The 25,719-nt window shown below is 68.4% G+C and carries 26 protein-coding genes and 1 pseudogene; 8 read left to right on the top strand and 19 right to left on the bottom strand.

What is annotated here, in order from left to right; genetic code table 11:
- Positions 1-58: 58 nt before the first annotated feature.
- From pnuC to sigJ, 3 genes are all read right to left on the bottom strand, one after another.
- Positions 59-745 (bottom strand): nicotinamide riboside transporter PnuC, encoded by a 687-nt coding sequence (gene pnuC / locus OPU70_RS08580; RefSeq protein ID WP_498557631.1) that lies wholly within the window; start codon positions 743-745, stop codon positions 59-61.
- Between the two features lie 41 nt (positions 746-786).
- Entirely contained in the window at positions 787-1,314 is a 528-nt protein-coding gene (locus OPU70_RS08575; RefSeq protein ID WP_042540414.1) for a GNAT family N-acetyltransferase, read from the bottom strand.
- 87 nt (positions 1,315-1,401) lie between these two features.
- A complete protein-coding gene (sigJ, locus tag OPU70_RS08570; RefSeq protein ID WP_498557531.1) occupies positions 1,402-2,313 on the bottom strand; it encodes an RNA polymerase sigma factor SigJ in 912 nt (303 codons plus the stop codon).
- Positions 2,314-2,461: 148 nt separating this feature from the next.
- On the opposite strand from sigJ, the gene OPU70_RS08565 reads away from it, so the two are divergent.
- The 3 genes and pseudogenes from OPU70_RS08565 to OPU70_RS08555 all read left to right on the top strand — a co-directional run bounded on the left by OPU70_RS08565 (position 2,462) and on the right by OPU70_RS08555 (position 4,634).
- The gene (locus OPU70_RS08565) at positions 2,462-3,214 is read left to right on the top strand and encodes an SDR family oxidoreductase (protein ID WP_498557530.1); all 753 of its coding nucleotides are present in this window, start codon (positions 2,462-2,464) and stop codon (positions 3,212-3,214) included.
- Positions 3,215-3,284: 70 nt separating this feature from the next.
- A pseudogene (locus OPU70_RS08560) lies at positions 3,285-4,355 on the top strand (DUF222 domain-containing protein); the annotation flags it as partial.
- 24 nt (positions 4,356-4,379) lie between these two features.
- Positions 4,380-4,634, top strand: coding sequence for an HNH endonuclease (locus OPU70_RS08555; RefSeq protein ID WP_498557630.1), 255 nt, complete (start codon positions 4,380-4,382; stop codon positions 4,632-4,634).
- Positions 4,635-4,656: 22 nt separating this feature from the next.
- Here OPU70_RS08555 and OPU70_RS08550 read toward each other — a convergent pair whose 3' ends face one another.
- Positions 4,657-5,574 (bottom strand): DUF808 domain-containing protein, encoded by a 918-nt coding sequence (locus OPU70_RS08550; RefSeq protein ID WP_475433060.1) that lies wholly within the window; start codon positions 5,572-5,574, stop codon positions 4,657-4,659.
- A gap of 151 nt (positions 5,575-5,725) precedes the next feature.
- Between OPU70_RS08550 and msrB the strand changes: the two genes are divergently transcribed.
- Positions 5,726-6,196: a peptide-methionine (R)-S-oxide reductase MsrB gene (gene msrB / locus OPU70_RS08545; RefSeq protein ID WP_042540424.1), complete on the top strand. Its 471-nt coding sequence runs from the start codon at positions 5,726-5,728 to the stop codon at positions 6,194-6,196.
- Positions 6,193-6,738 (top strand): peptide-methionine (S)-S-oxide reductase MsrA, encoded by a 546-nt coding sequence (gene msrA / locus OPU70_RS08540; RefSeq protein ID WP_056374879.1) that lies wholly within the window; start codon positions 6,193-6,195, stop codon positions 6,736-6,738. Before msrB ends, msrA begins: the two co-directional genes overlap by 4 nt.
- A 58-nt stretch (positions 6,739-6,796) precedes the next feature.
- Here msrA and OPU70_RS08535 read toward each other — a convergent pair whose 3' ends face one another.
- The 3 genes from OPU70_RS08535 to OPU70_RS08525 form a co-directional block, all read right to left on the bottom strand.
- A complete protein-coding gene (locus tag OPU70_RS08535; RefSeq protein WP_042540428.1) occupies positions 6,797-7,606 on the bottom strand; it encodes an alpha/beta fold hydrolase in 810 nt (269 codons plus the stop codon).
- Between the two features lie 83 nt (positions 7,607-7,689).
- Positions 7,690-9,141, bottom strand: coding sequence for a catalase (locus tag OPU70_RS08530; RefSeq protein WP_475123276.1), 1,452 nt, complete (start codon positions 9,139-9,141; stop codon positions 7,690-7,692).
- Between the two features lie 64 nt (positions 9,142-9,205).
- Positions 9,206-9,628: a Fur family transcriptional regulator gene (locus OPU70_RS08525; RefSeq protein WP_042540432.1), complete on the bottom strand. Its 423-nt coding sequence runs from the start codon at positions 9,626-9,628 to the stop codon at positions 9,206-9,208.
- A 93-nt stretch (positions 9,629-9,721) separates the two neighbouring features.
- On the opposite strand from OPU70_RS08525, the gene OPU70_RS08520 reads away from it, so the two are divergent.
- The gene (locus OPU70_RS08520) at positions 9,722-10,252 is read left to right on the top strand and encodes a hypothetical protein (protein ID WP_498557529.1); all 531 of its coding nucleotides are present in this window, start codon (positions 9,722-9,724) and stop codon (positions 10,250-10,252) included.
- Positions 10,253-10,282: 30 nt separating this feature from the next.
- Here the strand turns inward: OPU70_RS08520 and OPU70_RS08515 are convergent, their stop codons facing one another.
- From OPU70_RS08515 to cycA, 12 genes are all read right to left on the bottom strand, one after another.
- Positions 10,283-10,939 carry a histidine phosphatase family protein gene (locus OPU70_RS08515; RefSeq protein WP_228385721.1) on the bottom strand — a complete coding sequence of 219 codons (657 nt, stop codon included), beginning with the start codon at positions 10,937-10,939 and terminating at the stop codon, positions 10,283-10,285.
- A gap of 40 nt (positions 10,940-10,979) precedes the next feature.
- Positions 10,980-13,022 (bottom strand): hypothetical protein, encoded by a 2,043-nt coding sequence (locus tag OPU70_RS08510; RefSeq protein ID WP_498557528.1) that lies wholly within the window; start codon positions 13,020-13,022, stop codon positions 10,980-10,982.
- Between the two features lie 4 nt (positions 13,023-13,026).
- Positions 13,027-14,025: a glycoside hydrolase family 130 protein gene (locus OPU70_RS08505; RefSeq protein WP_079113809.1), complete on the bottom strand. Its 999-nt coding sequence runs from the start codon at positions 14,023-14,025 to the stop codon at positions 13,027-13,029.
- Between the two features lie 34 nt (positions 14,026-14,059).
- Entirely contained in the window at positions 14,060-14,899 is an 840-nt protein-coding gene (locus tag OPU70_RS08500) for a carbohydrate ABC transporter permease (protein ID WP_042540439.1), read from the bottom strand.
- Positions 14,900-14,901: 2 nt separating this feature from the next.
- Positions 14,902-15,867 (bottom strand): carbohydrate ABC transporter permease, encoded by a 966-nt coding sequence (locus OPU70_RS08495; RefSeq protein ID WP_079113808.1) that lies wholly within the window; start codon positions 15,865-15,867, stop codon positions 14,902-14,904.
- 10 nt (positions 15,868-15,877) lie between these two features.
- Complete coding sequence (locus OPU70_RS08490) at positions 15,878-17,146, bottom strand: extracellular solute-binding protein (RefSeq protein WP_042540443.1); 1,269 nt, start codon at positions 17,144-17,146, stop codon at positions 15,878-15,880.
- Positions 17,147-17,181: 35 nt separating this feature from the next.
- Positions 17,182-18,174 (bottom strand): LacI family DNA-binding transcriptional regulator, encoded by a 993-nt coding sequence (locus OPU70_RS08485; protein ID WP_455903861.1) that lies wholly within the window; start codon positions 18,172-18,174, stop codon positions 17,182-17,184.
- 136 nt (positions 18,175-18,310) lie between these two features.
- Positions 18,311-19,291, bottom strand: a complete 981-nt coding sequence (locus OPU70_RS08480; RefSeq protein WP_498557527.1) for a squalene cyclase — start codon at positions 19,289-19,291, stop codon at positions 18,311-18,313.
- A 59-nt stretch (positions 19,292-19,350) separates the two neighbouring features.
- Complete coding sequence (locus OPU70_RS08475) at positions 19,351-20,280, bottom strand: J domain-containing protein (protein ID WP_042540447.1); 930 nt, start codon at positions 20,278-20,280, stop codon at positions 19,351-19,353.
- A 74-nt stretch (positions 20,281-20,354) separates the two neighbouring features.
- Positions 20,355-21,008 (bottom strand): IMPACT family protein, encoded by a 654-nt coding sequence (locus OPU70_RS08470; RefSeq protein WP_498557526.1) that lies wholly within the window; start codon positions 21,006-21,008, stop codon positions 20,355-20,357.
- A 55-nt stretch (positions 21,009-21,063) separates the two neighbouring features.
- The gene (locus OPU70_RS08465) at positions 21,064-22,050 is read right to left on the bottom strand and encodes an aldo/keto reductase (RefSeq protein WP_367821607.1); all 987 of its coding nucleotides are present in this window, start codon (positions 22,048-22,050) and stop codon (positions 21,064-21,066) included.
- A gap of 97 nt (positions 22,051-22,147) precedes the next feature.
- Positions 22,148-23,608, bottom strand: a complete 1,461-nt coding sequence (gene cycA / locus OPU70_RS08460) for a D-serine/D-alanine/glycine transporter (RefSeq protein WP_056374858.1) — start codon at positions 23,606-23,608, stop codon at positions 22,148-22,150.
- Positions 23,609-23,756: 148 nt separating this feature from the next.
- Here cycA and OPU70_RS08455 point away from each other — a divergent pair, with 148 nt between their 5' ends.
- Together OPU70_RS08455 and OPU70_RS08450 are read left to right on the top strand one after the other, a co-directional pair.
- Positions 23,757-25,235: an MATE family efflux transporter gene (locus tag OPU70_RS08455; RefSeq protein WP_079113804.1), complete on the top strand. Its 1,479-nt coding sequence runs from the start codon at positions 23,757-23,759 to the stop codon at positions 25,233-25,235.
- 170 nt (positions 25,236-25,405) lie between these two features.
- Positions 25,406-25,719 (top strand): hypothetical protein (locus OPU70_RS08450; protein WP_498557525.1); only part of this gene is annotated, 314 nt, incomplete at its 3' end.

Raw genomic sequence — 25,719 nt, 5'->3', positions numbered from 1 at the left:
GCCCCGTGTCAGCCCCCGCGACACGGGGCGACACATTCGTCGGTCGAGTCCGGCCGGGTCAGCCCCGGTCGCCGTCGACGGTCTTCGTGGTGGACGTGATCGGACGCGGGTCGGGCATGATCGTCTCGACCTGCGGTTTGGCGTTCGCCTGCGCTCGGCACCAGACGACGAATCCGACCGCGGTGAAGACGCCGTAGAACACATACATGAGTCCGGTCGCGTAGAAGCCCGAGCTGAACAGCAGCGGCACGCCCACGACGTCGACGGCGATCCAGATCAGCCAGAACTCCGTCCACCCCTTGGCCATGCCGTAGGTGGCGAGCAGGGATCCGACGAATGTCCACGCGTCGGCCCACACCGGCTCCCACGAGCCGAGGGCGCGGAACAGGGGAGTGAGGGCGATCGTGCCGATCACCATCACGAGCACCAGGCCGATGCGCGCGCTGTTCGGTGCCCACCGGGGCGTGACGCGACCACCCGACGACGAGGCCTGCCGCCAGCGCACCCACCCGTAGATCGCAACGATGATGAACATGACCTGACGACCGGCCTGGCCGAGCAGGTGCGGCAGCTCATGATCGGGATTGAGGATGGATCCGAGGAAGACGGTGAGCAGCAGCACGTTGCCGACGATGCCGACCGGCCACGCCCAGATCTTGCGCTGCATGCCGCCGAGTGCGCTGGCGAGGCCGAATGCGTTGCCGACCACCTCGCGCACGAGCAGCACCTGGCCGCCGGGCAGCATCCACTGCGAGTTGAAGGCGTCGACCAGCCAGAGGAAGACGTTCACTTCGTCTCGTCGGGGAAGGGCCGCTGATCGAGCACCAGCTGCAGGAACGTGAGGTCGAGCCAGCGATCGAACTTGGTGCCGACCTGCGGCATGCGCCCGACCTGCATGAAGTCGAGGCGCTTGTGCATGATGATCGACCCCGTGTTGCTGCTCTCGATCGCGGCGACCATCACGTGCTTGCCGAGGCTGCGGGCGCGGTGGATGAGCTCGATCATCAGCGCCTTGCCGATGCCGCGACCCCGCTGGCCGTCGCGGACGTACACCGAGTGCTCGACGGTGTGCCGATATCCGCTGTGCGGGCGCCAGTCGCCGAAGGTCGCATACCCGAGCACGCCGGTCTCGTCGACCGCGACGATGACGGGATAGCCGCGGCCTGTGCGCTCCGCGAGCCAGGCGGCGCGGTCTTCGACCGTGACCGCCTCTTCATTCCAGATCGCGGTGGTGTTCAGCACCGCGTCGTTGTGGATCGCCGTGATCGCTTCGAGGTCGGCGGTCTCGGCATCCCGGATCTGGGGGTCGCTCATCGGCTGTCTCCTGCATCTGCGCTCGGGTGCGCACTGCATGACGGTAGCAGGATGCCGGGGCGGGGGCTCTCGGGCACCCGCTTCGCCTCACTGCGATGAGTTCCAGTAGGTGAGCTTGGCGGGGTTGAGCACGATCCACAGCTGGGTGATCACACCCGCCTCGACGTGCACGTTCATGACCGAATGCACGTTCTCTCCGTCGCGGAACACCAGGCCGAGACCTTCGCCGAAGTGCTTCTCCTCGGCGGTGAAGTGTGGGTTCTTGGCCGCGATCCCGAGCAGGAAGCGCGCGACATTGTCAGCGCCGCTCACGACATTGCGGGCGGCGCTGACCACGCCGCCTCCGTCGCTGCGCAGTTCGACGTCCGGTGCCAGGAACTTCAGCAGCGGAGCGACTTCGCCCGTGCGCGTCGCCTGCTGGAAGGCCCGCACCACGCGGTCGTGCTCGGCGCGGGGCACGGCGGTCGCCCGGTTCTCGCGCACGTGACGACGAGCGGATGACGCGAGCTGCCGCACCGCCGCGGAAGATCGCCCCACGGCCTCGGCGATCTCGTCGAACGGCACGGCGAAGACGTCGTGCAGCACGAAGGCGACGCGCTCGGCGGGAGTCATCGCCTCGAGCACGACCAGCAGCGCGGTCGAGACGTCGTCGTCGAGAGTGATGCGATCGAGAGGATCTTCGGGCGTCGAGGCCGTGCGCGATCCGATCGCTCCGGCGAAGAGCTCGGCCGGAACGGGCTCGGGCAGCCACGGCCCGACGTACTGCTCGCGCCTGTGGCGGGCGGAACCCAGAAGGTCGAGGGCGACGCGTCCCGCGACGGTGGTGAGCCAGCCGGCGGGGTTCGCGATGGTCTCGCGCTCAGCTTCGGTGAGCCGGTACCAGCGCAGGTAGGTCTCCTGCACGACATCCTCGGCATCCGCCAGAGTGCCGGTCATCCGGTATCCGAGGGCGAGCAGGCGTCGCCGCTCGCGGAAGACGTCGTCGAGGTCGTCATCCATGGGGTGCCTTTCGGATGCGGGTGCGAGTGTGCTTTCGCAGGATATGACGACGGAGCAGGGTGGAGTGTGAGGCCTCACGTTCTCGGGTGCTGATTCGTCATCTGGTGCAGGAGGCGTGGACGTCGCCCCGGAGCGGAGAGGGAATCGGATGAGGATCGCGGTCGCAGGAGGAACAGGGGTCGTCGGTCGGCACGCCGTGGAGGCGGCGCAGGCGGCCGGTCACGAGGTGGTGGTGCTGTCGCGGTCGTCCGGAGCCGATGTGCTCACCGGCGCCGGACTGGCCGAGCGGATGCAGGGGGCGGATGCCGTCATCGACGTCACGAACACGACCACGCTCTCGGCTGCGAAGGCCGTGAAGTTCTTCGAGACGGCGACCCGCACTCTGCTGGCTGCGGAGTCGCGGGCGGGTGTCACGCACCACGTCGCTCTGTCGATCGTGGGGATCGATGGCATCGACGCCTCGTACTACGCGGGCAAGCTGGCGCAGGAACGCGCGGTGGCTGCAGGGTCGGTGCCGTTCACGATCGCGAGGGCCGGTCAGTTCCACGAGTTCGCCGGACAGCTGCTGTCGAGGATGTCCGGCCCGGTGGCGGTGCTGCCGAAGCTGCTCATGCGGCCGGTGGCTGCGCGCGAGGTCGGGGAGCATCTGGTGCGTGTCGCCGAGGGCGCGCCGGCCGGGCGTGCGTCCGACCTGGTCGGGCCGAGAAACGAGGTTCTCGCGGATGTGGCGCGGAGGCAGCTGGCGTTCGACGGAGTGCGCCGGCGGGTGCTGGGGGTGCGGCTGCCCGGCGCCTACGGGCGAGGGCTGGCGTCGGGGTCGCTGCGCGGAGGGGCGGATGCTCTGCAGGGTCGGATCACGTTCGATGAGTGGCTGCGGGGTGACGACCACCTGCCGTCATGAGCTCGATCTCCTGCTCCAGCGGATTCCGGCATCTCGCTCGAGATTCGAACATCCGTTCTGAAATGGAGACATGCCCTCATCCCGCCTGATGCCGCTTCTCGAGGCCTTCGAGCGCCTCGGCGACGTCTGGGGTGACGCTGAGGAGTCGGCGGAGCTCTCGCGCATCGAGCTGCTCGACGCGCATCGTGCGGTGAGCCAGGCGCAGCGATGCCTCGACGGGCTCCACGCCGAGCTCGCGGCGACGATCGCGCACGAGTCGCGGTCGGAACTCGGCACTGACGGGTTCGCGAAGCAGCATGGACACCGGAGTGCTGCGGCGATGATCGCCGCGCACACGGGTGGGTCGGCCGGCGACGCCAAACGACTCATCGCGGTGGGGCAGGCAGCGGCGCCGCGGACGAATCTGTCGGGTGAGGTCCTGCCCGCGCGGTATCCGGCGCTGGCGTCGGCGCTCGCCGCAGGGGAGATCTCCGTCGCGGCCGCCGCGCTCATCGTCAGCCTGCTCGAGCGGATCTGACTCAAGGTGGGGTCGGCTCGGGTCGAAGAGGCCGAGCGTCTCCTCGTCGGCAGGGCAGCGGGGATGTCCCTCGCCGACGTCGGCAAGCTGGTGGCCCGTGCCGAAGCCTGGCTCGACCCAGACGGCGTCGCACCCAGAGAGCGAGAGGCCCGCGACCGCCGTTCCCTGACGATGTTCGAGCGCGACGGCTCGCTTCACCTCGTGCTGCAGACCGACATCGCCTCAGGGGCGCCGATCAAGGCCGCGATACAGGCCTACGTGGCGGCGTCGTTTCAGTCGCGGATCACCGCGACAGACCCTGACGCGCCGGATGCCGATCGCCGTTCGGTCGCGATGATCCAGGCCGATGCGTTGACCGCCATCTGCGAGCACGCGATCGCCTGCGACAACGGCGGGATGCCCGCATCGGGTGCGACAGTGGTGGTGCGCGTGAACCTCGACCAGCTCATGTCGGGCGAGGGCAGCGCGACGATCGACGGCAGCGACCAGCCCGTGAGCGTCAGCACCTGCCGTCGCATGGCTGCGGGTGGCGGCATCATCCCGGTGGTTCTCGGATCAGCGGGGGAGATCCTCGACTGGGGGCGCGAGAAGCGGTTGTTCACCCGGGCGCAGCGATTGGCACTCGTCGAGCGAGACGGCGGCTGCGCCATGTGCGGTCTCCCTCCGCAGATGACCAAGGCGCACCACATCAGGTGGTGGCAGCGAGACACCGGACCCACCGACATGAGCAACGGCGTACTGCTGTGCGAGTCGTGTCACCATCGCATCCACGACAACGGGTGGGATATCCGCATCGAGGGAATCGGAGCCGCGGCACGGGTATGGCTGATCCCGCCGCGAAGCATCGATCTCGCGAGGACTCCGCGCCTCGGGGGCCGGGCCCGCTATGGCATCGCTGCCTGACGTCGATTCCGTGGTGCGCGGTTCAGACGTGCACGTCGGCGGGCGATTCCTCGCCCTCGTGGAAGTTCGGCTTCTTGCCGATCAGGCGGCCGATCCCCAGGATGATCCCGACGATGATCAGACCCGTGATGAGGCCGGCAATGGCCGAGAAGAGGGTGTCGCCGATCCAGACGATGACAGCGCCGAGGGGCTCGAGCGCGTGCTCGATGGCATGCAGGATGTCCTCGCCGAAGTGCACGCCCACCTCGCCCAGGTTCACGAGCAGCAGGTGGCCACCGACCCACAGCATCGCCACGGTGCCGAGGATGCTGATGAAGCGGAAGACCGCCGGCATCGAGCGCACGATCCGCATTCCCGTGTGGCGGACGCGTGCGACCGGGTTCTTAGCCATCTTCAGACCGATGTCATCGATCTTCACGAGCAGGGCCACGGCGCCGTAGACGACGCCCGTCATGAGCAGGGCGATCACCGCGAGGATCGCGAGGGTCGTCCAGATGTCGAGACCGGCCTCGAGGTTCGCCAGCGAGATCAGCATGATCTCGGTCGAGAGGATCAGGTCGGTGCGCACGGCGCCGAGCACCAGCTTCTTCTCGTCGCGGGCGCCTTCATCGGCGTGACCGTGCTGCACGCCGAACCACTCGAGCACCTTCTCGGCGCCTTCGAAGCACAGATAGGCACCGCCGAGGATCAGCAGGTACGGCAGCACCCACGGCGCGAAGGCGGTGAGCACCAGCGCGATCGGGATGATGATCACGAACTTGTTGACCAGCGAACCGAGCGCGATCTTCGCGACCACGGGCAGCTCGCGCGCCGGCGTGATGCCCTGCACGTACTGCGGGGTCACCGCGGCATCGTCGATCACGACGCCCGCGGCTTTCGCCGAGGCCTTCATCGCCGCGCTGAGGATGTCATCGACGACGGCGAGCAGTCCAACCGACATGTGCGTCTCCCTGTGGTGTGTGTGGCTGAGCAACTCTATCGACTCCTTTCAAACTCACAGCCCGCTCACAGTCCTGCGGGACCAAAACAGGCGCCCGCCTGGTTCTCCTCTAAGACGCTGCAGCCAGCCGCGTCGGACAAGGAGTCAGATCATGTCGAACGAGTACCGCAAGAACCCCGCGGCGGTCAGCGACCTCACGCACCTGCAGTACGAGGTGACGCAGGAGGATGCCACCGAGCCGCCCTTCCGCAACGCGTATTGGAACAACCACGACGACGGCATCTACGTCGACGTCGTCTCGGGCCAGCCGCTCTTCGCGTCGACCGACAAGTTCGACAGCGGCACCGGATGGCCGAGCTTCACCAAGCCCATCGAGGCCGATGCCGTGACCACGCGCACCGACCGCAAGCTCTGGATGACGCGCACGGAGGCGCGTTCCACCGGCGCCGACAGCCACCTGGGGCACGTCTTCGACGATGGACCCCGCGATGCAGGAGGGCTCCGATACTGCATGAACTCCGCCGCCCTGCGCTTCATCCCGGCTGACAGCCTGGAAGATGAGGGGTACGGTCGCTACCGTCACCTCTTCCCCACCACCCCCACCTCTGAGGAGCAGTCATGACCGACACCGGAACCATCACCCGCACCCCCGGAGCCGAGACCGCCGTGCTGGCGGGCGGCTGCTTCTGGGGCATGGAAGACCTGATCCGCCGCCAGCCCGGCGTGCTCGACACCCGTGTCGGCTATACCGGCGGCAGCAACGACCACGCCACCTACCGCAACCACCCGGGTCATGCCGAGGCTGTGGAGATCGTCTTCGACCCCACCAAGACGACGTACCGCGATATCCTCGCGTTCTTCTTCCAGATCCACGACCCGTCGACCAAGGACCGTCAGGGCAACGATGTCGGCTCGAGCTACCGCTCGGCGATCTTCCCGCTCAGCCCCGAGCAGGAGGCCGTCGCCCGCGACACCATCGCCGACGTCGACGCCTCAGGCCTCTGGCCGGGCAAGGCCGTGACCACGATCGAGCCCGCGGGCCCGTTCTGGCAGGCGGAGGAAGAGCACCAGGACTACCTGATCAAGTACCCCAACGGCTACACCTGCCACTTCCCGCGTGCGGGATGGGTGCTGCCGAAGCGCGAAGAGAACGCGACGGTCTGACCGTCACCCTGAGAGCCCTTCGTCACCTCGTGACGGAGGGCTCTTCTCGTGCCTGCGGTCAGCCCTCCGACAGGAACGCGAGCGCTGCTTCCTTGAACGCGCGGGACCCCGGAGCGTTGAAGTGGTTACGATCCGGGATCTCGAAGAACCGCCCCTGAGGGGCTGCGGATGCGAGCGCGCGCGAGCCTTCGATGATCGCGTCCTTCGAGCCCGTCGCGAACAGGATCGGGCTCGAGGGGGCGTTCGACGGATCGGGGTCGATCGTCCGTGACGACCGCATCCCCTCCGCCAGTGCCACCAGGGCTCCGAGGTCGTTGCCCGGCACGCGCTCGGTCAACGTGATGTAGTTCTGCGTCGTCGCATCCGACACGGGCGTGCCGTCCGCCAGGTATGCGCGCACCTGATCGAGATCGAGCCGGGCGAGAGGGATGCCGTCGGGCACCCCGCCGAGCACGGCACGACCGATGCGATGCGGAAGATCACGCACGACCTCCCAGCCGACCCGCGCGCCGAGCGAGTATCCGACATAGACGGCTTCATCGACGAGGTATGCGTCCATGACCGTCTCGACGTCGGTCGCGAGGGTGCGGATGCCGTACGCGTCGGCCTGATGCGGCTTCTGACTGAGGCCATGGCCTCGCTGGTCGAGCGCCAGCACGCGGTATCCGGCCTTGGTGAGTTCGCGCACCCAGCCCGTGAGCACCCAGGTGTCGCGGGCGCTCGACGCGAAGCCGTGCACGATCACCACCACCGGCGCATCGATCTCGCCCCATGTGTACGTCGCGAGGCGAGTGCCGTCAGCGGCGTACACCTGCTGGGGTTCGGGCATGTTGGTCAGGTCGGAGAGAGGAACAGCCACGGCATCCATTGTCCTCCTCCTGCGATGCCCGGAGACGCCGAGACCCACCGGCCCCGAGGGAACGGTGGGTCTCGGTCGTCAGCAGCTCCGGCTCAGAAGCGAGCGCGCAGGGCCTCGCCGAGCGAGCCGTCGACGTTCGTCCAGTACTGGAAGAAGCGCTCGCGGATCGCGTCGATCGTGATGGCCTGTCCCTGACCGGTCAGCGTGTCGAGGAAGCGCGCGCGCTGCTCGTCGTCGAAGACCGTGCGGTACAGCGTGCCCGCCTGACCGAAGTCGTCGTCGTCGAGGTGCAGAGTCGCCGCGGCGCGGATCAGCTCGCCGTCCGACTCCCAGCTCGCCTCGACACCCGCGGCAGGGTCGGCCGTCGGTCCGCCGGCGGGGCCGTACGAGTTCGGCGTGTAGACGCGGTGCTCGGCCGGGTTGAACTTGTACTGCATCTGGCCTTCGTGCATGTAGTTGCGCACCTCGGCCGCATGCGGCTGGTTGACCGGAAGCTGGTTGTAGTTCGCGCCGATGCGGTAGCGCTGTGCGTCGGAGTAGGCGAACACCCGAGCCATGAGCATCTTGTCGGGCGAGATGCCGGTGCCGGGAACCTGGTTGCCGGGCGAGAAGGCGGCCTGCTCGATCTCGGCGAAGAAGTTCTGCGGGTTGCGGTCGAGCGTGAACGTGCCGACCTTGATGCGCGGGTAGTCCTTCTTCGACCAGGTCTTCGTCAGGTCGAACGGGTTGAAGCGGTAGGTCTTGCCCTCGTCGTAGGGCATGACCTGCACGTAGACATCCCAGGAGGGGGCGTCGCCGCTCGCGATCGCGTCGAACAGGTCGCGACGGTAGTAGTCGGCATCCGATCCTGCGAGCTTCTCGGCCTCTTCGGCGCTCATCGCCTCGACGCCCTGCTTCGACAGGAAGTGGTACTGCACCCAGAAGCGCTCGCCTGCGGCGTTGACCCACTGGTAGGTGTGCGAGCCGTAGCCGTTCATGTGGCGCCAGCTGCGCGGCAGGCCACGGTCTCCCATCAGGTACGTGACCTGGTGGGCGGACTCGGGAGAGAGGGTCCAGAAGTCCCACTGCATGTCGGCGTCGCGCAGACCCGAGTCGCCGAGACGCTTCTGCGAGTGGATGAAGTCGGGGAACTTCATGGCGTCGCGCAGGAAGAAGGTCGGGGTGTTGTTGCCGACGATGTCGAGGTTGCCCTCGGGCGTGTAGAAGCGCAGTGCGAAGCCGCGCACGTCGCGCCAGGTGTCGGGCGAACCCTGCTCGCCGGCGACCGACGAGAAGCGCAGCAGCGTCTCGCTCTGAGCGCCGGGCTGGAAGGCCGCGGCACGGGTATAGGCCGACACATCCTCGGTCACGGTGAAGGTTCCGAAGGCTCCGCCGCCCTTGGCGTGCGGGTTGCGCTCCGGCACACGCTCGCGGTTGAACGACGCGAGCTTCTCGACGAGGTAGCGGTCGTGCAGGACCGTGGGTCCGTCTGCTCCGACGGTGAGCGAGTGGGCGTCGCTCGCGACGGGAGTGCCCGTCTGGGTGGTGGTCGATGGGTCGGTCATGTTCTTCTCCTTCTGCGCACAGGGACGACGATCACCCCGGGTGCCCGGGATCGGACGTCGGATGCTACTGCGCGGCGTTCTGGCAACTGGGGCACAGGCCCCAGAAGGTCACTTCGGCTGTCTGGACGGTGAATCCCCCCGCCGAAGACGGGGTGAGGCACGGCGCTTCGCCGACGACGCAGTCCACATCGCCGATCGCACCGCACTGGGTGCACACGATGTGGTGATGGTTGTCGTCGATGCGCCGTTCATAGAGCGCCGCGGAGCCTGCCGGTTCGATCCGGCGGATCAGACCCGCCGTCGTCAGGTCCGCGAGGATGTTGTGCACCGACTGGATCGACGTCGTCGGAAGCACCTCGGAGACGGCGCGGAAGACCCGCTCCGCATCCGTGTGGGCCATGGATTCCAGAGCCTCGAGAACGGCGACGCGGCCCGCGGTCGCACGCAGCCCGGCACCGCGAAGTGCCGAGTCGAGTTCTGTCTCCATGCCTCGACTCTAGCGTCTCTTTTGAGTAATTCAAAAGAATGGCGTGTCGGCCGCGCGGGTTGCATCCTGCACACGTGCACCTAGCGTGAAGGGATGTCTACGACACGAGCGGCAGCAGTGGGACTGATCCTGATGGCGGGCGTCGCGCTCGCCGGATGCAGTGGCGAACCCTCAGGGTCGGGCGAGGGGTCCCCGTCGCCCTCCGCCTCGGCGTCGAGCCCCACGCCGACCCCGACTCCGGACGCCGAGGTGGATGAAGCGCTGCTCCCGGTGCCGGTCGAGGAGATCGCCGACTGGGCGAAGACTGCCGTTCCCAGCGGAGACGCCGACGGATACGTCTTCGGCTTCTCCGGGTGGATGAGCGAGAACAGCTCGGCCCACGACGTGACGTCCTTCACGTCACTCCCGCCGGGGTCGTACCAGGCTCAGTTCGCCTGCAGGGGTGACGGCACCATCACTCTCGTGACCAGCGAGCTGGACGAGGGAGACCCGGCAGAGCCGGTCGTGTGCGCGAACGAGACGATCGCCTTCGACGTCACGAATGCTCGCACCGGGATTCGATTCGCACTCGCTCTCGAGGGCGCCCCCACGGTCCACGCGCTGTCGCTCGTCGAGGCGTCCTGAGCGCGCGGTCGTCTGGATCCACTGCGGGCGTCAGGACTCCGACGGCGCGAGAGGCAGCTCGAGGCCGTAGTTCCAGGTCAGGATCGCCGGCTGCTCGCGGTAGAAGCTCAGCACCGACACCGATCCGGCGTCCAGCGTGATCTGAGCGCCGAAGCGCGGCGCCAGGCGCAGATAGACCGCGGTGAGGATGCGGAGGAAGTGCCCGTGCGCGACCAGCGCCACATCACCCTCGGTCAGCTTCGGCAGAACCCGGGTGAGCACGCGGGATGCGCGGGCCGCGACCTCTTCGACGGTCTCGCCCGGCGTCGCGCCTCGGATCACTCCGTGAGTGAATGCGCTCCAGTCGTAGCCGAGCTCCTCGCGGATGTCCTTCGTCGTGCGGCCCTCGTATCCGCCGTAGTCCCACTCGACGAGCAGCGGATCGATCTCGGCGTGCAGACCGGCGAGCTCGGCCGTGCGCCGGGCGCGCTCGAGCGGCGACGACAGCACGAGCGAGAAGTCGTAGTCGGCGACCAGCTGTCCGGCACCGCGGGCGAGGTCCTCGCCCCGCGCCGTGAGCGGGATGTCCGTGAGGCCGGTGTGCAGGCCGGCCTTCGACCACTCGGTCTCGCCGTGGCGCAGGAGCACGAGCTTTCCCGTCGGGTTGTCGGGCGCGGGGCGGTCGGGCAGCTGGTCGTAGACAGGGATCGCAGGCACACCGCAACCGTAGCCCGACGTCGGGGCCCGGTCACTGCGTGATGGTGAACCCGCCGCCGCGCACGCGCACCTTTCCGCCGCCGACGGCCTGGCCGCGCTGCGATCCGTCCGCCTCGTAGGCTCGGCCGGCACCGGGTGCGAGCGCAGCGACCCGCTGGTCCCGTCGAGTCCCGTTCGCATAGAGCACCGCCGCGCCGGAGGTCGTCGAGTACACCGCGTTCGCGACGGCCGGCTGGATCACCAGGGCGTCGAGCCGCAGGTCGCCGGTGCTCGTGCATCGCACGGTCACCGCCTCCGCGGGCAGCTCGCCACCGAGCAGCTGCGGCACCAGCATCCCGTCGGCCTCGGTGAGTCCGCGCTCGCCGGTGCCACCCGCGGGCGTGCGAGTGCTCCACAGACGCCGGCGACCGCGGAACACCTCCCACACCGCTTCGCCCGCATCCGCCGCCTGTCTCCAGACGAGGCCGTGCAGGATGCCGTCGGGCTCGGTCACATCGAACTCGACCGACTCGCCCGCGGGAACGCGCACGTACGCGCCACCCGACAGGTTGCCCTCGCCAGTCCAGGCGCCGTCCTCGGGCCGCACGACCACGCAGCCCGCCGAGAGCCGGGCGCCCTCGGCGTCGATCACCCTCAGTCCCGAGAACGACGACAGCCCGGTGATCGACGTCGCGATCCGGGCGATGTCGCGGTTCGCATCCAGCAGCAGCATCGTGAGCAGCCCGTGGATGGTGGACTCGGCTCCGGAGTTCCGATTCACCCGTCCATCCGTCTCGACACCGTCGAAAGTCACACCGGTGGCCGGGTCGTAGACAGGGATACCCGCCGTGTTCGCGCCGAAGAACCACCCGGCGGCGAGTCCTGCGAGCACCCGCAGTCCCTCTCCGCCGACGGATGCCGCCTGCACCGCCGCCGCGGCGCGACCGTGCGCGCCGTAGGCGATCTGCGCCTCCGCGGGCAACGGCGCCCAGGCGTTGTGCGGACCGCCCGAGGCGAGCACCTGCGGGGTGAAGGTCCCGGCATCCGCCACGGCCGCCGCGGTCCACTCGCGACGTCGCAGCAGCGCACCGGCGCGGGCGAGAGCCTCGGGGGCGGCCGCACCCCAGGCGTGCCAGAATCCCAACGAACCGGTCCACGGCAGCACGGCGCCGAACGGCCAGCCCTTCGCAGGATCAGTGGCCATCGCCACGACACCTTCTCCATACGTCTGCAGAGCCTGTCGGCTTCGGGCGTCCCCGGCATCGGTCGCCGCGGCGAGTCCGAGCATGGCCTCGGCCGTGGCATCCGCTCCACCCGCGATCAACCAGGCGGGCAGGTCGCGTCCGTCGCTGCGCACCCACTGCCCGGCGCGCGACAGCGACTCGCGACCGAGCGCATCGAGGGCCAGATGCAGCCGCGAGAGCAGGAACGCCGCGAACTCGGCATCCTCCCGTCGGAAGGCCGCGTACCCCTCACCGAACGCCCACACCGTGCGCGCCAGCCAGTACGACTCGGCGGAGTCCGACGGATCCGGCAGTTCGACGGGGATCGCGCTGGGATTCAGCGTGCCGTCCTCCTGCTGCCACAGCACCACGCGGCCGGCATTCGGCCCGCTGGTCGTCTGCAGGAACGCCAGCGACCGGAGCACATCGCGGGCCTCGTCGCGGGCCTGCGCGTCGCCGGTCGCCTTCCATTCGCGCAGGAACACGATCGCGGCTCGGGCGATGTCATCCGCGTTGTACGCGCCCTGTGTCCAAGAGCCGGTCACGGCGTCGCGAGTGCCGCCACCCACCGGTCGGTAGCCCCCGGCGCCATCGGTGTCGGCATACGTCCATGGCGCGAGCACGCGCGGCGAGATGTCGATGTCGAACGTGGTGTGCGTGACGCTCGCCACGACCGGCACCTCCGCGAGCAGAAAGCGCAGGTGCGCGAGGTTCGTGAGTCGCGCCCCGGCACCCGCCCCCGCAGGCGGAGACCCGAGAGGCAGTCCGGCAGCGGACGCCGATGCCTGCGCCCCGGCCGAATCCAGCGGCAGGAGCGCCAGTGCCGAGGAGGCGGCTGCCGCGGTCAGGAAGGTCCGTCGGGAGATGGCCATGGTCTCATTCCTCGCCCGTGTTCGAGTCGGCGCCGTCTCGCAGTGCGCGGCCCCACGGCTGGGCGGGGTCGTGGATGGCGACGGCCAGCGTCGTGTCCGACTGCCCGTAGTACGCGAACCACCGGCCCTGGAACTTCACGAGTCCCTCGACGAAGGTCACGTTCGAGACGAGCCCGTGCATGTCCTCGAAGGTCTGCGGACGCAGCCACGGCTCCTGCAGCCGCGCGAGCACCTTGGTCGGCTCGTCGGGGTCGATCGCGATCTGGCCGCAGCGGTAGTCCACGTCGACCGAACCGTCCTCGTGCACGGTCCTGGTCGCCCCGTTCGTGAGCATCACGAGCAACCCGTTGTCGGTGACGACAGGCGAGGTGCCGATCTCCACGAGCGCCTCGTCCCACGTGCCGGGGGTCGGCGAGTACATCGGCTCGGTGTCGGGGGTGCCGGGCGTCCAGTGGAGGAGATCGTCGCTGGTGGCCCAGTAGATGCCGCCCTCACCGAAGTACATCCACCACTTGCCGTGCATCTTCTGCGGCACGATGACCCCGGCCTTCGACCAGTTGAACCCGCGGGGGTCCATGGTCTTGAACGTGTCGAAGTCGTCGAACAGCGGTCCGTGCTTGGTCCAGGTGCGCAGATCGGTCGAGGTCGCGAGGCACAGCTGCGCGCTGCGCCGATCCCAGCCGGTGTAGGTCAGGTAGTAGGTGCCGTCGATCAGCGCGATGCGCGGATCCTCGCATCCGTAGCGCTCGTAGTCCTCGGAGGGCGAGAGGATCGGTGCGTCCTCGCGGGTGAAGTTCACGCCGTCGCTCGAGCGGGCGATGCCGATGTGCGAGACGATGTCGTCTGCGTGCGCCCGGTAGAGCAGCACCACCTCGTCGCCGTCGACGAGGGCCGCCGGGTTGTAGAGATTGGCCGACTCCCAGCTGTCGCCCTTCGGACGCAGGATCGGGTTGCCCTCGTAGGGGGTGAACGGGCCGAGGGGGAAGGATGCTCCGGTGAACATGGGGGTCCTTTCGGGGATTCTGGGGAGGGGCCGGTCAGCCCTTGACGGCCGCACCGAGGTCGGTGGCCCGGAAGAAGCGCTGGAAGACGATGAACAGGATGACGACGGGGAACGCCAGGGCGGTCGCTCCGGCGAGGATCGCGCCGTTGGGGTTCGCCGTGGACTGGGCCACGTTCGAGATGTAGTTCGCGAGGGACACGGCGAGCGGTTGCAGCGATGCGTCCTTCGTGATCAGGAACGGCCAGAGGAACTCGTTCCACGGGCCGATGAAGGTGACGAGCACGACGGTCACGAGCACCGGCTTGATGAGCGGGATCGCGACGGAGGTGAGCAGGCGGATCTCGCCGGCGCCGTCGATGCGGGCGGCCTCGAAGATCTCGACGGGCAGCGCTTTGAAGAACTGCACGAAGATGAACACCGCCGTCGTGTTGATGAGGAACGGCAGAATCATGCCCATGTACGAGTCCCCGAGCCCGTAATTGCGCGTGATCTGCACGTACAGCGGGATCATGAGCAGCTGGAACGGCACCATCTGCACCAGCAGCATGAGCACCCAGATCACTCCGCGACCGCGGAAGTCGAGCCGCGCGATCGCATACCCGGCGAGCAGTCCGAACACGACGGTGCCCAGCAGCACGCCCGCCGTGAAGATCAGCGAGTTGAGCAGCGAGCCGACCAGGTCGATGCGGGAGTCGATCGCGAGGAAGTTGTCGATCGTCCAGCCGCTCGTCGGGAAGAGCTCGTCGGGCGAGTTCGTCGGGTTCTCCTGGAACGCCCCGACCAGCATGAAGTAGAACGGGAACGCGAATCCGATCGCCGCGACCGTGAGCAGGATCACGCTCAGGATGCGGGGCAGTGAACGCTTGCGTCTCATGGTCATCGCTCCCTGGTGGCGCGGTTGGCGGCGAGCGACAGCATGCCGACCAGGATCACGAGGATCATGCCGATCGCGGCCGCGGTGTCGGGGTTCTGCTGCTGGATGCCCAGCTGGTAGATGAGCAGCACGGGTGTCGAGGAGGCGCCGTCGGGGCCGCCGCCATTCGTGAGCAGGTACGGCTCGGTGAAGAGGTTCGCTCCGGTGATGATCGACAGGATCAGCACGAGCGTGGTGGCGCTGCGCACACCGGGAACGGTGACGTTCCAGAAGCGCGAGAACGCGCCCGCGCCGTCGGTCTCCGCCGACTCGTAGAGCTCCTTCGGCACATTCTGGAGTGCGGCCAGGTAGAGCAGGATGTAGAACCCCAGCTGCTTCCACGTGACGTACAGCGCGATCATCGGCATCGCGAGACCGCTGTTCACCAACCACGACGGATCGGGGGCGAGTGGCCCGAGGATCGTGTTGATCAGGCCGTTGCCCGAGAACAGCAGCATCCACACGCCGACGAGCGAGACACTGGCCGTCAGATACGGCACGTAGAACGCCACCCGGTAGGCGGCGACCCAGCGGATGCCGGTGTTCAGCGCCGCCGCGAGCACGAGCGAGAGCACGGCGGTGAGCGGCACGTTGATGACGAGGAAGACCAGGGTGTTGCGGAACGATCCGAGCACCCTCGGGTCGGTGAGCACGGTGACGAAGTTGTCGAAGCCCACGAACGGCCGGTCGACGTCGACATTGGGTGCCGTGAAGAAGTAGTCGTGGAAGGCGATGTAGACCGCGAATCCCAGCGGGAACGCGAAGATCGCCAGCACGAAGACCAGATACGGCAGGGCGAAGAGGCCGCCGATCGGCTGTGCACCCAGCAGTCGGTTGCGTAACCGCGCCCTCGGTGACCGGCCCGCGGACGGGGCCGGGGCGGTGGTGCCCCCGGCCACGTCCGCGACGGCGTCGTCTCGGAGAGTCATGTGCGGCTCATCACTCGGCGACGAGATCGTCGATCTTCGTCGCGGCGTTCTTCAGGAAGTCGTCGATCGACTCCTTGCCGAAGATCACGGCGGCGGAGTACTCGTCGCGGAACGCCTGCCAGGCCTCCACGGAGTTCGGGATGCTGGGCACGTCTGCCGTGGCCTCGGCCTGCTCGGCGAACGCCACGTAGTTCGGGTTCGCGTCGAAGTAGTCGGCGTAGGTCTCGGTGAGGTCGGTGCGCATCGGCATCTGGCCCGTCGCCTCGAGCAGCTGACCGTCGCTGTCGACGCTCGTCGAGAACTTCAGGAACTCCCATGCGGTGCCCTGGTTCTCGCACGCGGTGAACATCGAGACGCTCTTCGAGTCCGCGAACGTCGTCGGGTTCTCGCGACCGTCGCTGGTCGGCACGGGCATGAACCCGACGTCCACGGTCTCGGCGTACGAGGGGATGGCCCACGGACCGGCGAGCTGCATGGCGGTCGTCCCCGCAGACATCGCGTCATCGGTCGACGCCTCGTTGGGCGAGAGCTTCTCGTCGTAGAAGGTCTTCCAGAACTCCGCGACCTCGCGCCCGGCATCCGAGTCGACCGTCGCCGCGCCGTCTTCGACGAGCATGGTGCCGTCGGTCTCGGCGAGGTACAGGGGATAGAAGTCGAACCAGGGCTGGTAGAACTCGCTGGTGGGTGCCGGCCAGATCGCACTCTGCACTCCGGATTCGACGATCGCGCGTGACCCGGCGAGGAACTCGTCGTACGAGGCCATCTGGGGGTCTTCGGGATCGATGCCCGCAGCCTCGAAGAGGGCCTTGTTGTACATCACCATGACCGGGTTCGACTTCCACGGCAGCTGGTAGAAGCTTCCGTCGGTGGCATACGAGTCGACCTCACCACCGCGCTCGGTGATGTAGTCGCTGCCGCCCTCCATGGTGCTGAGGTCGACGAGCCCGCCCTGCTTGACCCAGCCGGAGACCGCCGCCGGAGCCACGTTGTAGACCAGGCAGGGTGCGGTGCCGGCGGTGATGGCGGCGGTGATCGCCTCTTCCGACGACGAGCCGGCGGGGATCTCCTGCGCGTTCACCTTCTCGTCGGGGTGCTCGGCGTTCCAGGCCTCGACGACGGCGGTGCCCCAGGCGACCTCCTGCTCGTTGTTCGACAGCCAGATGTCGATCGAGCCGGTGCCCTCGCCCGAGGCATCGCCGCCTCCACCTCCGGATGAGCATCCGGTGGCGACGAGCGCGACGGCTCCCAGGAGCGCTGCTGCGCGGATCTTCTTCTTCATGTTGTCCTCCTTGACGCGATGGTTCGGGTGATCGTCTAGCGGGCTGTGCTCTCCCGGAAGTGCACGACGTTGCAGTCGACGACCTCTGTGCGCGGCTCGGCGCCGAGGATGTCGGCCTGAATCAGGCGGGCGGCAGCGCGTCCTCGCGCGGCGGGGCCCGACGAGACGCTCGTGAGTGCGGGGGAGAGGTGGGCCGAGAGATGGTCGTCGTCGAAGCCGGCGATCGCGAGATCGCGGGGGATGCTGAGGCCGCTCGACCGCGCGAACGACAGCCCGGCGATCGCCATGGTGTCGTTGGAATAGAGGATGGCGGTCGGGCGATCGGGCAGCGCGAGCAGCTCGGCGGTGCGCTCCCGGCCACTCGAGGCGGTGAAGTCGCCCTCGCGCAGCAGGGCATCGCCGCCCACGGCATCGGTGTAGGCATCGGCCCGCACGCGCGAGTGCACGTAGTCGAGCGGACCCGAGACATGAGCGATGCGTTCGTGGCCCTCGGCACGCAGGTGAGCGATGATCTCGCGCACGGGCGCATCGTCGTCGGTGCGCACGCACGAGAATCGGGTCGGCTGCTCGTAGGCGCCGACCAGCACCGAAGGGAGGTCGAGCTCTTCGAGCAGCGGCACGCGCCAGTCGTCGTTCCGCAGGTCGAGCAGCAGGGCGCCGTCGGCGCGCCCGTGGCTGAGCGACCGGTAGGCCCGCTCCTCGGCCGCCCGATCGGGAACGACCTGCAGGATCAGCGCCGTCTCGGTCTCAGCCAGCACCGATTCGACGCCAGCGATGAACGCGGGGAAGAACGAGTCGTTGGCGATGACCTCGGGGTCACGGGCCAGCACCACGGCGATCGCATTGGCCTTCTGCGTGGCCAGCGCGCGGGCGCTCTGGCTCGGCACCCAGTTGAGCTTCTCGGCGGCGGCGAGCACCTTGGCCCTGGTGTCGTCGGAGATGGGCCGCTTGCCGCTCATCGCGTGCGAGACGGTGGCCTTGGTGACGCCGGCCTCGCGGGCGACGTCGGCGATCGTCGTGCGGCTCATGTCACCTCCTCGTGGAACTTCCGGGTTGTTCCCTGAGCACTCGGCACGGCACGATTTAACCGGTTTGACGAATGCGGGTGAAGCGAGTGTAAACCGGTTTGACGGATGCGGTCAAGGCCCGTCACAACCGACGGGATCATGCGTCGGGGGAGGAGCCCCCATCTGCCCACTCGAGGACCCGCGTCCCCATCAGGGTCAGCCACCGCGACGGGGCGCCTTCCGCGGCATCGACGGCGAACCACGTCCGCCCCTCCAGCGGCGGGCCCTGGAGCCAGGATCCATCTGCCTGTCGCGCCGCGCGCACGAGCTCGACTGCGGCATCCGTTCGCGGGTCTCGGGCGGTTCGGTCGGACTGTGACGCGTCGCGGAAGTAGTCGAGCGCCGCCAGAGCGCTGTACTGATGTCTGCTCGGGTAGACGAAACGGACCACGAACCCGTCCACGAGCTCGCCGGTGGAGGCACGGAACATCAGCTGCCTTCGGAGGAGGTACTCCTCGCCGGCGTGCCGCGTCGATCGCAGTGACGTGTCCCCGGTCGCGAGCTCATAGGAGAGCATCCCGCGGAGCGCGTTGAGCGTGGAGTGAAACGAGGATCGGACCGAGTCGCCCTCCTCCGCCTCGCAGTTCCACCCTCCGTCGGCGAGCCGGTGCTCCGGGAACCATCGGACCAGTCGCGAGACGTCGGCCCCCAGCCATGCGCCGTTCGCGAGGGTGAACGCGTTGATGCACACGTCGATCTCGCCACCCCAGAAGGGCATGTCGTCATACTCCCACCGGCAGTTGCGTGCGAGACGGTCCGCGGTGTCGCCGAGCGCCGCCGCGGGCACCCCCCACTCCCGGAGCTGATTCAGAGACCAGCTCGTGGCAGTCCACGGTTGACCCGGCTGCTCCGCCTCCGCAGTTCCGAAGAAGTCGCGGGGAAAGTGCGCCCCTCCGTCCCAGCGTCCGTCCGGATCCTGCGCGGCGAGGAGTGCGGCCCCGAAACCCTCCGTCGACACCCGAGCTCGCGTGGATCTCCAGACATCGGCCGGGGCGCCGAGCAGGTCGCGCTCCACCTGCCAGCGCAGGGCCGGATCGGCATCGAGCATCCATGCCATCGTCGCCGCGGGCGTAGCCATGCGAGCAGGGTACTCCCGCCGAGTCGATGCCGGGAGTCCCTCGTTCTGGGAGGCCGGGGTCAGACGAAGGTGACGGTCTGCTGCAGGCGTGTGCGCACGTCGAACAGCTCGTTGCCGCCGATGGCGCGGGCACCGGGGACTCCCTGGCGCAGCACCATCGCGAGCGCACTGCGACGCACGACGACCACGGGAACGCCGCGGCTGCTGCCGAGCGGGGTGACGGCCTGCGCGAGATCGTCGTCGGGGAGCACCATGATCAGTCCGCCGAACTTCACCCGTGCGGCCTTGGCCACGGTGCGCATGCGCGAGAGTGCGGCGGTGACGGGCGCGCGTGTGCCGAGACTCGGGCCCGTGATCTCGCCCCGACGGAACCCGACGACTCCCCCGAAGTCCTCCGACATGACGCCGTAGAGGCCCGAGGGGCTGAGCACGACATGGTCGAGCTTGTCGTCGGCATCCGCTCCTGTGGCGACGTCGTGCCACACCGTGAAGCCCATGCCGAGCGCGCTCACCGTGCGGGCGGTCGCCTCTTCGGCGAGAGCATCGGCGAGCAGGCGTCGCAGGTCGCGCGGGGCCGAGCGCACGAGCGCCGGGTCATAGGGGTCGGGCACCTCGACGCCACGGCCGGCCCATTCGCGGATCAGCGACAGGTAGCGCTCGCGGCGCCACCCGCCGGGATGCCCGTACGAGCGAGCTCGAGGGCGGGTGTCCGTGCGGGCGGCCGACTGCGGCCGCCAGCCGTTCCACTCAGGCTCGGCCGGGATGCCGGGGTGCGCACCCGAGCGACGGTCGTAGGCGGCGCGGCCCTCGGGGGTGCCGATCAGCTCCCATGCTCGCTGCACCTGGATGAAGACGGCCGCGTCTCCGCCCGTGTCCGGGTGGGTCTGCCGCAGGCGCAGGCGATACGCGCGCCGCAGCTCGCCGTCGTCGACGGTCGGGTCCACGCCGAGGATCTCATAGGCGGAAGCCGAGAGCGGGCTGTCGAACATCGCTCTCCTTCCGAGATCGCGGCATCCAGAATATCCGGATGCTGTTGTGGATCAGCCGGGCGCGTCGGCCGGGGTCAGGCCGGCACGTCGACGACGCGCTCCACGCCGATCACCGGCACCACGGAACCGGCGGATGCCGCTGCGATGTCATCCGCGAGCCGGTCGAGCTCCTGCGCAGGCACCCACACCTCGAAAGTCGCCAGCGCTGCGTACCGGGGCTCGCCGAGCGTCGCGCCGTGACGCGGCACCCAGTCGCGCAGAAGGTTGTCGAAGCGTCCGGCATCCGCCTGCGCGACGTCGATCGTCACCTGGGTCAGAGACTGCCGGTGCACGAGCGATGCGAGATCGAGGGCTTCCGAGACAGCGGTCGAGTAGGCCCGCACGAGCCCGCCGGCGCCGAGCTTCACGCCGCCGAAGTAGCGGGTCACCACTGCCACGACGTCCGTCAGCTCGCGCCGTCTGAGCACTTCGAGCATCGGCACCCCCGCAGTGCCGGACGGCTCACCGTCATCCGACGAGCGGGCCTGATCGCCGAGCAGGCCGGTGACCATCGCGCTGCAGTTGTGCCGCGCATCCCACCACTGCTTGCGCAGGCGTGCGATCACGGCATCCGCGTCCTCGACCGAGGTGACCGGCTCGACGGTCGCGATGAACCGCGACTTCTTGATGATGAGTTCATGCTCCACGGGCGCGGCGATCGTGGCCGGGTAGGTGCGGGGCGGAGTCATCCGCCTCAGACTACCCAGCGCACGCCGCTGCTCAGCGGTCGACTCAGATGTCGACTCAGCGGTCGACGAACGACATCTGCTGCGGGTTGTACCGATCTCCCTGCACGCCGACCCGGTCGGCGAGCTGATCGAGGTCGGCGAGTTCGTCGGCCGACAGGGCCACCGTGGTGGCTCCCGCATTCTCGGCGATCCGCGACGTGCGCCTCGTGCCGGGAATCGGCACGATCCACGGCTCCCGAGCGAGCAGCCATGCGAGGGCGATCTGGCCGGGGGAGGCCTCCTTGGACTCCGCGAGCGAGGCGACGTGGCCGACCAGCGCCTCGTTCGCCGCCCGGTTCTCCTCGCTGAAGCGCGGGATCGTGCCGCGGATGTCGCCGTCGGCGAATGAGGTGCGGCGATCGACCGTGCCGGTGAGGAACCCCTTGCCGAGCGGGCTGAACGGCACGAAGCCGATGCCGAGCTCGCCGAGTGTGGGCAGGATCTCGGCCTCAGGGTCGCGCGTCCACAGCGAGTACTCGCTCTGCAGCGCCGTGACGGGCTGCACGGCATGGGCCCGGCGGATCGTCGAGGCCGATGCCTCGGACAGCCCGAAGTGCCTCACCTTGCCCTCGGCGATGAGCTCGGCCACCGTGCCTGCGACGTCGTCGATCGGCACATCCGGGTCGACACGGTGCTGGTAGAAGAGGTCGATCACGTCGGTGCGCAGGCGACGCAGCGACTGCTCGGCGACGCGTCTGATCTGCTCCGGCCGGCTGTCGAGCCCGACGCTCTTGCCGTCTTCGATGCGCCAGCCGAACTTCGTCGCGATGACGACCTGGTCGCGGATGGGCTCGAGAGCCTCGCCGACCAGCTCCTCGTTCACATAGGGGCCGTAGACCTCCGCGGTGTCGAAGAAGGTGACGCCGAGGTCGAGAGCCGACCTCAGCACGCCGATCATCTCGTCGCGGGTGCCCGGGTTCGGCCCGTAGCTCTGCGACATCCCCATGCATCCGAGCCCGACGGCAGAGACCTCGAGGCCCTGTCCGAGTGTGCGAGTGTGCATTGCGTGTCCTTTCGTCGAGACCGACGCTACGCGCGGCCTCGACGATGAGGGAGGGGCTGTCAGACCCTCCCTCGGCACGAGCAGGACTACTCCAGGACTACTCCGGGGAGTCGTCGCGCAGGTACGCGATGTGCTCCGCGTGACGGGTCAGATGGTTCTGCGACGTGCGCACGAACATCCAGGCGACGAGCAGCAGCACGAACCAGATCGGCGTCACGAGCAGCGCGATCAGGGTGTCGGGCTGCGTCGTGAGCGCCCAGAGGATGAACACGAAGAACGCGAGCACCACGTAGACCATGAAGATGCCGCCCGGCATGCGGAACTTCGACGCTGCGACCTTCTCCGGCCGCCGACGGCGGTACACGAGGTAGCTGCAGAGGAAGATCGTCCAGACGAACATGAAGCACACGGCCGAGACCGTGGTCACCATGTCGAACGCGGTGCCGATGTCCTTGCCCGCGTAGAGCAGCACGACGCCCGAGAGCAGCAGGATACACGACAGGAACAGAGCGTTCTGCGGCACACGTCGCTTCGACAGCCGGCCGAAGACGCGCGGGGCGTCGCCGTCCTGCGCGAGGCCGAACACCATGCGCGACGTCGAGTAGATGCCCGAGTTGGCGCTCGACATGGCCGAGGTCAGCACGACGAGGTTCACCACCGTCGCCGCGATGCCGAGACCAGCGAGGGCGAACATCGCGATGAACGGGCTCTCGCCGGCGACGTACTCGGTCCACGGGGTGACCGCCATCAGGATGATGAGCGCGCCCACGTAGAAGAGCAGGATGCGGATCGGGATCGCGTTGATCGCCTTGGGCAGGTTCTTCTCGGGGTCTTTGGTCTCGGCCGCGGCGGTGCCGACGAGCTCGACGCCGACGAACGCGAACACGGCGATCTGGAACCCGGCGACGAAGCCCATGAAGCCGTGCGGGAACATGCCGCCGTGGTCCCACAGGTTGCTGAAGCTCGCGGTTCCCGCATCGTGCTGGAAGCCGGTGAAGATCATCACGAGACCCGTGACGATGAGCGCGACGATCGCGATGATCTTGATCAGCGCGAACCAGAACTCCATCTCGCCGAACGCGGCGACGGTGGGCAGGTTCAGTGCGAGCAGGATGACGATCACGAGGACGCCGGGGATCCACAACGGGATGCCGGGGATCAGCGCATCCGTGTACCCCGCGATCGCGATCACATCCGCGACTCCGGTGACGACCCAGCAGAACCAGTACGTCCATCCGGTGAAGAAGCCGGCCCACGGGCCGAGCAGGTCGCTCGCGAAGTCGCTGAACGACTTGTACTTGAGGTTCGACAGCAGCAGCTCGCCCATCGCCCGCATCACGAAGAAGAGCATGAAGCCGATGATCATGTAGACGAAGATCACCGAGGGGCCGGCGACCGAGATCGTCTTGCCGCTGCCCATGAAGAGGCCGGTGCCGATGGCGCCGCCGATCGCGAGCAGCTGGATGTGACGGTTGCTCAGGGCCCTCTTCAGGTGCTGGTCGTCGCCGTCGGCGGTTCCGTCCACCCCGACGGATCCCCGTGTTCTCTCTGTCGTCATCGCTCGAACCTCCGGTGTTGGGCGCCGCGTCCCGCTGCGGCATCCTTCCGACCGTAATGGCCGATCGGGGATGGCAGTTAACCGAATCGATTCGATATCCTGGTTCGACCCCCGATCATCCCCCCCAGTTCTGCGAGCCGCTCCCACCATGGCCACCTCTCTCACCACGGGCCGCCCGTGGCGTGTCATCCTGTCGTTCTCGATCCCCCTGCTGCTCGGCAATGTCGTGCAGCAGATGTACCAGTTCGCCGATGCCGTCGTCGTCGGCCGGCACCTCGGCGTCGAGTCCCTCGCCGCCGTCGGCGCGACCGGCAGCCTGCTGTTCCTGCTGATCGGCTTCGCCTGGGGCCTGACGAGCGGTTTCGCTATCCCGATCGCGCAGGCGTTCGGCGCGGGAGACGGCGCAGCGGTGCGTCGCTCGGTCGCGACGGGCGTGATCCTGACCGGCATCACGAGCGTGGTGCTCACGATCGTCGCGCCGCTGATCGCGGCGCCGACGCTCGCCCTGCTGCAGACGCCTGACGAGCTCATGGCCGAGGCGACGATCTTCACGCAGATCAGCTTCATCGGCGCCAGCGCGACGATGTTCTTCAACTTCCTCTCGGCGATCATCCGTGCCATCGGCGACTCGCGCACGCCGCTGATCTTCCTCACGGTGTCGTGTGCGCTCAACGTCGGCCTCGTGATCCTCATGGTCGGCCCGCTCGACTGGGGCGTGGCCGGTGCGGCTCTCGCGACCGTCGTCGCCCAGGCCGTGTCGGTCGTGCTGTGCCTCGAGTTCGTGCGTCGCCGGCTGCCGATGCTGCACCTGCGTCGTGCCGACTGGCGCGTCACCCGCGACGACATCCGAGAGCACCTGCGCCTCGGCCTGCCGATGGGCTTCCAGGCCTCGATCATCGCGATCGGCACGCTCGTCGTGCAGGTGGCCCTCAACACACTCGGCTCCGAGGCCGTCGCCGCCTATACGACGGCGTCCCGTGTCGACGGCCTCGCCGTCGCCTTCCTCTCGTCGCTGGGTCTCGCCTCGTCGATGTACACGGCGCAGAACCTGGGCGGACGCCGACCCGACCGCATCCGCCGCGGTGTCGTGGAGGGCACCTGGATGGCGATCGCCGCCGGTATCGCGCTCGGAGGCGTCATCATCGCGTTCGGGGCGCCGCTGGTGCGGCTGTTCGTCGGCGAGGGCGCGGCGGCGGATGGGGTCGTCGAACTCGCGCACCTCATGCTGATCATCAACGGATGCGGATACTGGGCGCTCGGCGTGCTGTTCGTGCTCCGTGGTGCGCTGCAGGGCCTCGGCCACACCCTGGTGCCCACCGTCACGGGTGTGATCGAGCTGGTGATGCGCGTGGGCGCCGCGATCGTGCTCGGCGCGCTCATCGGCTTCGAGGGCGTCGCGCTCAGCAACCCTCTCGCCTGGCTCGGCGCGATCGTGCTGCTGGTGCCGGCGTACGTGCGTGCGCACCGGTCGCTCGGCCGCATGCGCGTCGACCCCGTCGAGGCCACCGAGACCTCGGCGATGGCGATCATCGGACCCACCGACGGCTCGATGGTCGTGGACGCGGTCGTCACCCAGCCGGTGCGAGTGATCAGGACCTCGCGTTTCGCCCGGTTGACGCGCCGCTGAACAGCTCGTCACAGTTGCAGAACATCATCCTTGAGATGGATGCCCGGCATGCCGACACTTCGTAATGTTGGTGATGCGGAGATTCCGCAGACCGGGGGGTCGTGATGACATCGTCAAGGGTGGCAAGCGAACTGGCATCGATTCTGGTGCCGATCGGAGTGGTGGGGGCTGTGCTCGCAGCGCTGTGTGCGCTCATCGCAGGAATCGCGATCATGCGCGGAGCGGCGGGTCTCGCCGGCGGAGCGGTCGGTCTGTGGATTCCGAGCGCGATGCTCAGCTCCACGGCATCGTTCGCGAATCAATGGACGCCGCTGCTGATCTCAGGCGCCGCGCTCGTCGCGATGCTGGTGATCGGAGCCGTGGGTCGCGGCATCGTGAACACGGGTGAGCCGGCGCGAGAAGCCGCCCGCGCCGCGCGCGTCCAGGCACTCATCGACGCACCGGACACGGTCGTGGGGGGGGGGGGGGGGGGGGGGGGGGGGGG

The sequence above is a fragment of the Microbacterium sp. SWDP-B6 genome, assembly GCF_059803615.1.
Note: the sequence above shows the minus strand (reverse complement) of the source record. Positions and strands in the feature narration are given on the sequence as shown.

Coding starts and splice junctions, on each gene's coding strand:
- pnuC (WP_498557631.1), bottom strand. CDS start 745: ATGCTGCCCGGCGGCCAGGTGCTGCTCGTGCGCGAGGTGGTCGGCAAC.
- OPU70_RS08575 (WP_042540414.1), bottom strand. CDS start 1,314: ATGAGCGACCCCCAGATCCGGGATGCCGAGACCGCCGACCTCGAAGCG.
- sigJ (WP_498557531.1), bottom strand. CDS start 2,313: ATGGATGACGACCTCGACGACGTCTTCCGCGAGCGGCGACGCCTGCTC.
- OPU70_RS08565 (WP_498557530.1), top strand. CDS start 2,462: ATGAGGATCGCGGTCGCAGGAGGAACAGGGGTCGTCGGTCGGCACGCC.
- OPU70_RS08555 (WP_498557630.1), top strand. CDS start 4,380: ATGTGCGGTCTCCCTCCGCAGATGACCAAGGCGCACCACATCAGGTGG.
- OPU70_RS08550 (WP_475433060.1), bottom strand. CDS start 5,574: ATGTCGGTTGGACTGCTCGCCGTCGTCGATGACATCCTCAGCGCGGCG.
- msrB (WP_042540424.1), top strand. CDS start 5,726: ATGTCGAACGAGTACCGCAAGAACCCCGCGGCGGTCAGCGACCTCACG.
- msrA (WP_056374879.1), top strand. CDS start 6,193: ATGACCGACACCGGAACCATCACCCGCACCCCCGGAGCCGAGACCGCC.
- OPU70_RS08535 (WP_042540428.1), bottom strand. CDS start 7,606: ATGGATGCCGTGGCTGTTCCTCTCTCCGACCTGACCAACATGCCCGAA.
- OPU70_RS08530 (WP_475123276.1), bottom strand. CDS start 9,141: ATGACCGACCCATCGACCACCACCCAGACGGGCACTCCCGTCGCGAGC.
- OPU70_RS08525 (WP_042540432.1), bottom strand. CDS start 9,628: ATGGAGACAGAACTCGACTCGGCACTTCGCGGTGCCGGGCTGCGTGCG.
- OPU70_RS08520 (WP_498557529.1), top strand. CDS start 9,722: ATGTCTACGACACGAGCGGCAGCAGTGGGACTGATCCTGATGGCGGGC.
- OPU70_RS08510 (WP_498557528.1), bottom strand. CDS start 13,022: ATGGCCATCTCCCGACGGACCTTCCTGACCGCGGCAGCCGCCTCCTCG.
- OPU70_RS08505 (WP_079113809.1), bottom strand. CDS start 14,025: ATGTTCACCGGAGCATCCTTCCCCCTCGGCCCGTTCACCCCCTACGAG.
- OPU70_RS08500 (WP_042540439.1), bottom strand. CDS start 14,899: ATGAGACGCAAGCGTTCACTGCCCCGCATCCTGAGCGTGATCCTGCTC.
- OPU70_RS08495 (WP_079113808.1), bottom strand. CDS start 15,867: ATGACTCTCCGAGACGACGCCGTCGCGGACGTGGCCGGGGGCACCACC.
- OPU70_RS08490 (WP_042540443.1), bottom strand. CDS start 17,146: ATGAAGAAGAAGATCCGCGCAGCAGCGCTCCTGGGAGCCGTCGCGCTC.
- OPU70_RS08485 (WP_455903861.1), bottom strand. CDS start 18,174: ATGAGCCGCACGACGATCGCCGACGTCGCCCGCGAGGCCGGCGTCACC.
- OPU70_RS08480 (WP_498557527.1), bottom strand. CDS start 19,291: ATGGCTACGCCCGCGGCGACGATGGCATGGATGCTCGATGCCGATCCG.
- OPU70_RS08475 (WP_042540447.1), bottom strand. CDS start 20,280: ATGTTCGACAGCCCGCTCTCGGCTTCCGCCTATGAGATCCTCGGCGTG.
- OPU70_RS08470 (WP_498557526.1), bottom strand. CDS start 21,008: ATGACTCCGCCCCGCACCTACCCGGCCACGATCGCCGCGCCCGTGGAG.
- OPU70_RS08465 (WP_367821607.1), bottom strand. CDS start 22,050: ATGCACACTCGCACACTCGGACAGGGCCTCGAGGTCTCTGCCGTCGGG.
- cycA (WP_056374858.1), bottom strand. CDS start 23,608: ATGACGACAGAGAGAACACGGGGATCCGTCGGGGTGGACGGAACCGCC.
- OPU70_RS08455 (WP_079113804.1), top strand. CDS start 23,757: ATGGCCACCTCTCTCACCACGGGCCGCCCGTGGCGTGTCATCCTGTCG.